Genomic DNA, 6163 nt, shown 5'->3' with positions numbered 1-6163 from the left:
CGGCCCACGCCGGGGACGGCGGGGGTGTCGCGCCGGCCGCCACCGGGTTCGCCGCGCTGCTCGCCCTCGCCGCGTCGGCCACCACGGCCGGGCTTGTGCTGCTGCGACCGCTCGCCGCCCCGGCGCCCCGCCGCCTCACCGCCCCGGCGGTGACCGCCGCCGTCGCGCACCTGCTCACCCTCGGCCTGGGCGGGGACGCCCCCGCCGCCGGAACGCTCGTGCTCGCGGCGGCCTGCCTCGCCCTGCCCGGGTGCGCCGGGCGGCGCGCGGTCGGCGTACCCCTGGCTCTGCTCGTGTCCGCCGGGGCCGGCCTGCTGGCGCTGCCCACCGCGACAGTCGCGGAGGCGACGGCCGCCGCCGGGCACGGGCTCGCCGCCGCGGTGCTGCTGGGCGGCGTCGCCACAGTGCTCGGCGCGGACTCGGCCCGGCGGCGCGTCGCCCACCGGGCGGCGCCCTGGATGCTCGCCGCCGTCACCGCCGAGGCTGCGGCCGGCGCGGTGCGGCTCGGTACCGACCACGCCGCCCTCGGCCCGGAAGGCCCCGGATGGGCCGGCCCGGCACGCTGGGTCTGCCTTGCGGTCGCCGTGGCCGGAGCCGTGGGCCTGGGCGCCGGCCTGCGACGCCGACGGCAGCCGGACCGGGCGTTGCTGCGGGGACAGGCGGTCGTGCTGCCCGCGGTCGTCATCGTCGCCGCCACCGCGACCGCCGTGGCGCTGCCCGCGCCGCCCGGCCGCCCCGGCGCGCCGCTGCTGGTCGCAGTGGACAACGGCGGCCGGGGCCTCCCGCTGGTGGTGGCACCGCAGCGGCCCGGCTGGAACCTCGTGCACGTCGGCGCGGAGGGAGTCTCGGTCGGGACGCGGGCGGACCGCCTCTCCCCCGCCGTCCGGCTGCCCGGTGCCACCAACGGCTGGGCCCTCGTACACCTTCCGCCCGGCCCGAGCCGGCTGCACGTCGCGTACGGCGGACGCCAGGCCGTGATTCGGCTGGACGCCGGGGCGGCCGACGCGCCCGGTCCCGACCTGCGCGGTCCGGACGGGCCGGAGTGCGTCAGCGCGGCCCTCGGCGTGCTCCTGCGGGACGACCCGCAGCCGCTGTCGCGCTGCCCCGCGGACGCCCTCACCTCCGGTGACCGCGAGGACCTCGACGCCACAGTCGCCTTCCTCGTGCCCCGGGCCGAGGGCGCCCTCAGCGTCGTGGGCGACTCCTCGGCCCGCTCCGTCGCGGCGGTCGCCGCCGTCACCGACGCCGCGCGCCGCGCCGGACTGCGTGTCGTACCCCCGGGGTCCGGACGGCATCCGACGCTCGTGGTCACCGGCTGGGCCGGGGCGGAGGCGGCGCTGCGCGACGCCGCGCGGGGGCCGGGCGCGGCGGCCGGCACCTATCTGGCGCCCTGGCTGCTCACCGCCGCGGTGCTGCGCCCCGCGACCGGGCAGATGCTCGCGCTCCGGTTCGACCCACGCGCGGAGCCGGTGTCCCGGTACGTCGCGGAGCTGGCCCGCCGTTTCCCCGGCGAACCCGCCACCGTCTCCGGTTACCTGGCCTGGCAGGGCGGCTCACCCGCCGGGCCGGCCCGGATGTACGCGGCGGCCGCGGTCTCGCTGCCCGGCCCGGTGGCGCACGGCGGGCACGGCCGTTCCGGCTTCCTGCCCGGCGGCACGGTGACCGCGGTGACCGGCCCGCTCGGCTGAGCCGCGACCGCGCTACCGCCCGGGCGGACTCCCGATGATCTTCGGACCGTCCTCGGCGGGCCGCCGCACGTCCTGGTGGTAGTACGCCCGCAGTCCGGCCCGGGCGGCCGCCGGGGCCCCGAGCCAGCGGAGCAGGTTGCGGCCGTCACTGCGGGGCGAACTCCCCGGAACGAGATTGCCCAGGCCGAGCAGCGCTCCGACGAACGCGGCGCTGAACAGCGCCAGGCGCGTCGACACCGTTGCCGTGTGCGTCGCCACGACGACGAGCGCCGCGGCGGCGCCCAGGTTCGCCACCGGGCCGCCGAGATGGAACAGCGCCATCCGCAGCGGCAACGCCGGCATCGACGCCGACGGCCGGACCGACACCTCGTTGCGCCATCCGGTGAAGGGCGCGATGTGGACCGCGACGACCGGCAGGCGCAGCAGCTTCGCCGCGACGAGGTGGCCGCCCTCGTGCAGGGCGAGGTGCAGCCACAACGACAGGCAGGTGAGGCCGGCGGCGGCGATCGCACCCGTCAGGGACTCGGTGACGAGCAGCGCGAGCGCCATCGTCTCCACCGCCAGCAGCAGAGACGCGGCGACGAGCCGGCGGCGCAGCTTCACCGGGCGATGGTACGGCCTGATCGACCCATTGGGCGGCCCCGGAAATCGGATGCCTGGCCCGATCCATGATCAGCAGAATGGGGGCGTCCACCGGCGACGGAAGGTGACCGGCATGCCAGAGAGGCGTTAGTCCCGCGCATGGTGCGCGGGCGGCCGGAAGGGCGGTCGTCACATGGCCCGTACCGACATCCACCGACCCGAGCGTGTGCAGCAGCGGGATCCGTACCTGCGCCGCTGGTTCACCGACATCCACCGGCACCACCTGGGCGCCTGCGACCTGGCCGAGTTCCTCGCCGCGCCCGAGTGGATCCGCACCCGCTGCCACCGCGAGGTGTCGGCGCAGGCGCCCAACCTCTGCGGCTGCCGGCTCTGCACGTTCCAGGCCTGCCGCAGGCTCGGCCGCCGCCAGGAGCGCGTCGCCTGGCGTTCGATCCGCCGGCGGCTGCTCGCCGAGCACCGGGGCGGCGAGCGTGATCTCGACGTGCCCCCGATCCGCGGCAAGGCCTGGTAGCGGTCCGCCGGATCACCGATGAGTTCACATGTCCTGTCCGGTCTCAGCTGGTGCATCCGTTCGGATGCACCAGCTGATTCTTCAGGAGGACGAGAGCCATGAGCGTTGTCGACACCACTCCCCCGCCCGTCGCCCGTGGGCTGCACCGCACGCTGTGGGTGCTCCAGGGTTTCCTCGGCGTCTTCTTCATCGTCGCCTCGGCCGGCCCCAAGTTGTTCGGCGAGACGAACACCGTCCAGTCCTTCGAGGACATGGGCGCAGCGCCCTGGTTCCGCTACTTCATCGGCCTGGTGGAGCTGGCCGGTGGCATCGGGCTGCTGGTGCCGCGGCTCGCCGGCCTGGCCGCCGTCGGGCTGGCGCTGCTCATGGTCGGCGCCGCCATCACCCAGGCGTTCATCCTGGACGGCGGCGCGCTGGTCATCACCCCGGTGGTGCTGTTCTTCCTGTTCGTGTTCATCGCCTGGGGCCGGCGCGACTCGATAGGCCGCCTCTTCAGGCGATGAGCAGGCGGGTGCACCCGGGGTGCGGCCGGCGGCCGGTCACGGCGTCCAGCGCACCCCCGGGTTCACCCGCCCGGACCAGTCGAAGACGGCCATGTTGTCCCAGCCGTTCCCGGTGCCGTTGATGTTCGCCGGGTCCCAGCCGTTGCCGGGGACGGCGTACCAGGTCGGCTCCCAGTAGAAGACCCCGATGGCGCCGGCGTTGCGGGCGGTGTTCTGGACCCAGTCGAACTGCTGGGCCTGCCCGGCCCAGGTCGCGCTGATCCCGTCGCAGGTGACGTCGCCGATGACGTTCGGCTGGCCGTCCGCGTCGTCCCCGGTGAACGGGTACGCGGTCTCCACGATCACCACCGGCTTCCCGTAGCGGTTCCGCAGGTCGACGATGTTGTTGTAGAGGTTCGCCAGGCTGCCGTGCCACATGCAGTAGTACGACAGGGCGGTCATGTCCCACTGCACGCCCTGGGCGCGGATGCCGTCGTAGAACCAGCGGGCGTTGGCGTTGCTGTCGGCGTTGGCGGTGTGGATCATGACCGGGATGCCGCCGCCGCAGGCCTTCACCGCGTTGTAGCCCTGCTTCAGCAGGCCGGCCAGCGGGGCGAAGTCGTTGTTGACGACCTTCCCCTCGTTCCACAGCATCCCGACGTTGATCTCGTTGCCGATCTGCACGCTGTCCGGCAGCGTGCCCTGCCCGCGCAGGGCGGCGCAGACGTCGTACGTGAAGGCGTACACGTCGTTGCGCAGCTGGTTCAGGCTGTGGCCGGCCCAGGCGGCCGGCTTGTACTGCTTGCCGGGGTCGGCCCAGGTGTCGGAGTAGTGGAAGTCGATGAGGACCTTGAGGCCCTTCGCCTTGGCCGCTCTCGCCTGGACCAGCACCTTGCTCTTGTTGTTGTAGCCGCTGGCCGGGTTGTTCCAGACGCGCAGCCGGACGTAGTTGACGCCGGCGGACCTGAGGATGTCCAGCGGGTCACGGGCGACCCCGCCCGCGTCGTAGTACTTCGCCCCCAGGTCCAGGCTGCGCTGCAAGGACGAGACGTCCGCGCCCCGCATGCTCAGCGTGTTCGCGGCGGCGACGGGCGCCGGCGTACCCCCGATCGTGGTGGTGAGGGCGAGGACGACGGCCGTGACGGCCCCGGCCAGGGCGCGGCGGCGGTGGCGTGTGGTCACAGGACTTCCTCTCAGCCGACTGTGCAGGGGGCGCCGTTGAGCGAGAAGCCGGTCGGCGGCGCGTCGCTGGCGCCCCACCGTCCCTGGAAGCCGAAGGTCGCGGATCCGTCCGGGGCGATGACGCGGTTCCAGTCGACGTTGCGGGCGGTCACCGTGGCGCCGGTCTGCCCGACCGTGGCGTTCCACGCGTTGGTGATCTGCTGGTCGCCGGGGAAGCCGAACGTGACGATCCAGCCGTCGACCGCCGCCGTCCCGGTGTTCTGGACCGTCACCGTGGCCACGAAGCCGCCGGCCCACTCGGACTGGTTCCGGTAGGTCACCCGGCAGGTCGAGGGCGGCGGTGGTGGCGGAGTGGTCGTCGTGGGCACGGTGACGGTGTTGGAGGCGATCGACACGTTGCCGGCGGCGTCCCGGGCCCGCACGTAGTACAGGGTGCGCAGCGGCGTCGACGGGGGCAGCGGCCCGGTGTACGTGGTCCCCGGCACGGTGGCGACGAGCGTCGAGGTGAACCAGCCGTCGAACCGGTAGACGTTGTACCCGAGCACGCCGACGTTGTCGGTCGACGGTGCCCAGGACAGCGTGGCGGTGGAGCCGGTCATCTCGCCGACTGTGAGGTTCTGCGGCGCGCTCGGCGGGGTGGTGTCCGGGCCGGTGTCGGTCACCGGGGTGACCACAGTCAGCGCGTCGGTGGCGGCCGAGCGGCGGCCGTCGCCGTCGCGGGCCGACACCCGGAACGAGTACTGCCGGCCCGGCTGGATGTAGTTGGTGATCGTGGTGGTGGTGACGTCGCCGAGGCTGAGGCTGTAGATCACGTCGTCGAACGCCTGGTAGTAGGTGATGTCGTACCCGACGACGGGGCAGCAGCCGCGCGTGGCGGCCGTCCAGGTGAGGGTGACCGAGGTGGTCCGCACCTGGGTGGCGGTCAGGTTCGTGGGCGGGCTCGGCGGGAACGGCGTGGTGCTGGGCGTGCTGGGCGTCGACGTGGGCGGCGAGACGGTCCCGGTCGGGTCCGCGACGGGCGCCGCGGCCCCGCCGGGCGCCGGTGCGACAGCGGGGTTCGCGGCGCCGGCGCCCGCCGGCGGCACCGCGGTCAGGGCGGTGCCGAGCACCGCCGTGGACACCACGACGGCCGCCGGCAGACCCGGCCGCAGACGGCGCAGAAGTGAGGACGAGGAGACGGCAGCCATACGCCGACGATGCCGCCAACGCATCGATGATCGCCAACGTATCCCACACCTCGGTCGGGACGGCAACCCGGCGACCAAGGCACCACCTTTGCCTGATTCGTCGTTTTGCGCCGCCTATCTGAGCAATCAGCCACAATCGGAGAGACAGGGTGAGCCGCTGCGGAACGGCCACCGCACACACGAAGGCTGGACGGGAATCGGCGATGGCCACCTTCGAGTACCGCTGCCCGCAGGACGGCAGCTTCGACGTCGTGATGCCCGTCGGCACCGCGGGCCCGTCGACGAGCTGCCCCCGATGTGACGGCCCGGCGACCCGGGTGTTCTCCGCGCCCCGGCTCACCCGCACGCCGGCGGCGCTGCGCGAGGCCATCGACCGGACCGAACGCAGCGCGGAACAGCCGGCGGTGGTCGGGCAGGTGCCCGGCCGTCGCCCGGCGCGCCGCTCGACGAACCCGGCCCACGCCCGACTGCCCCGATGGTGACCACGAGAAGGGCTCAAGACCGTGCCTG

At 74.2% G+C, this 6163-nt stretch carries 6 protein-coding genes and 1 pseudogene; 4 read left to right on the top strand and 3 right to left on the bottom strand.

What is annotated here, in order from left to right:
- A pseudogene (locus KBX39_RS20205) lies at positions 1-1688 on the top strand (hypothetical protein); the annotation flags it as partial.
- Positions 1689-1700: 12 nt separating this feature from the next.
- Here KBX39_RS20205 and KBX39_RS20200 read toward each other — a convergent pair.
- A complete protein-coding gene (locus tag KBX39_RS20200; RefSeq protein ID WP_223201166.1) occupies positions 1701-2291 on the bottom strand; it encodes a hypothetical protein in 591 nt (196 codons plus the stop codon).
- 172 nt (positions 2292-2463) lie between these two features.
- Between KBX39_RS20200 and KBX39_RS20195 the strand changes: the two genes are divergently transcribed.
- On the top strand, positions 2464-2802 hold the full coding sequence (locus KBX39_RS20195) for a hypothetical protein (protein WP_069087880.1): 339 nt from the start codon (positions 2464-2466) through the stop codon (positions 2800-2802).
- Between the two features lie 98 nt (positions 2803-2900).
- Positions 2901-3305: a DoxX family protein gene (locus KBX39_RS20190; protein ID WP_043325293.1), complete on the top strand. Its 405-nt coding sequence runs from the start codon at positions 2901-2903 to the stop codon at positions 3303-3305.
- A 36-nt stretch (positions 3306-3341) separates the two neighbouring features.
- Here the strand turns inward: KBX39_RS20190 and KBX39_RS20185 are convergent, their stop codons facing one another.
- Together KBX39_RS20185 and KBX39_RS20180 are read right to left on the bottom strand one after the other, a co-directional pair.
- Entirely contained in the window at positions 3342-4466 is a 1125-nt protein-coding gene (locus tag KBX39_RS20185; RefSeq protein WP_210871954.1) for a glycosyl hydrolase 53 family protein, read from the bottom strand.
- An 11-nt stretch (positions 4467-4477) separates the two neighbouring features.
- Positions 4478-5653, bottom strand: coding sequence for a cellulose binding domain-containing protein (locus tag KBX39_RS20180; protein ID WP_210871952.1), 1176 nt, complete (start codon positions 5651-5653; stop codon positions 4478-4480).
- A 203-nt stretch (positions 5654-5856) separates the two neighbouring features.
- Here KBX39_RS20180 and KBX39_RS20175 point away from each other — a divergent pair, with 203 nt between their 5' ends.
- Positions 5857-6135 carry a zinc ribbon domain-containing protein gene (locus KBX39_RS20175; RefSeq protein WP_043325298.1) on the top strand — a complete coding sequence of 93 codons (279 nt, stop codon included), beginning with the start codon at positions 5857-5859 and terminating at the stop codon, positions 6133-6135.
- The last annotated feature ends 28 nt before the right edge of the window (positions 6136-6163 follow it).

It is taken from the genome of Micromonospora sp. D75 (assembly GCF_018070405.1).
Taxonomy (GTDB): domain Bacteria; phylum Actinomycetota; class Actinomycetes; order Mycobacteriales; family Micromonosporaceae; genus Micromonospora; species Micromonospora chalcea.
This window is presented reverse-complemented; position numbering and strand designations above follow the sequence as displayed.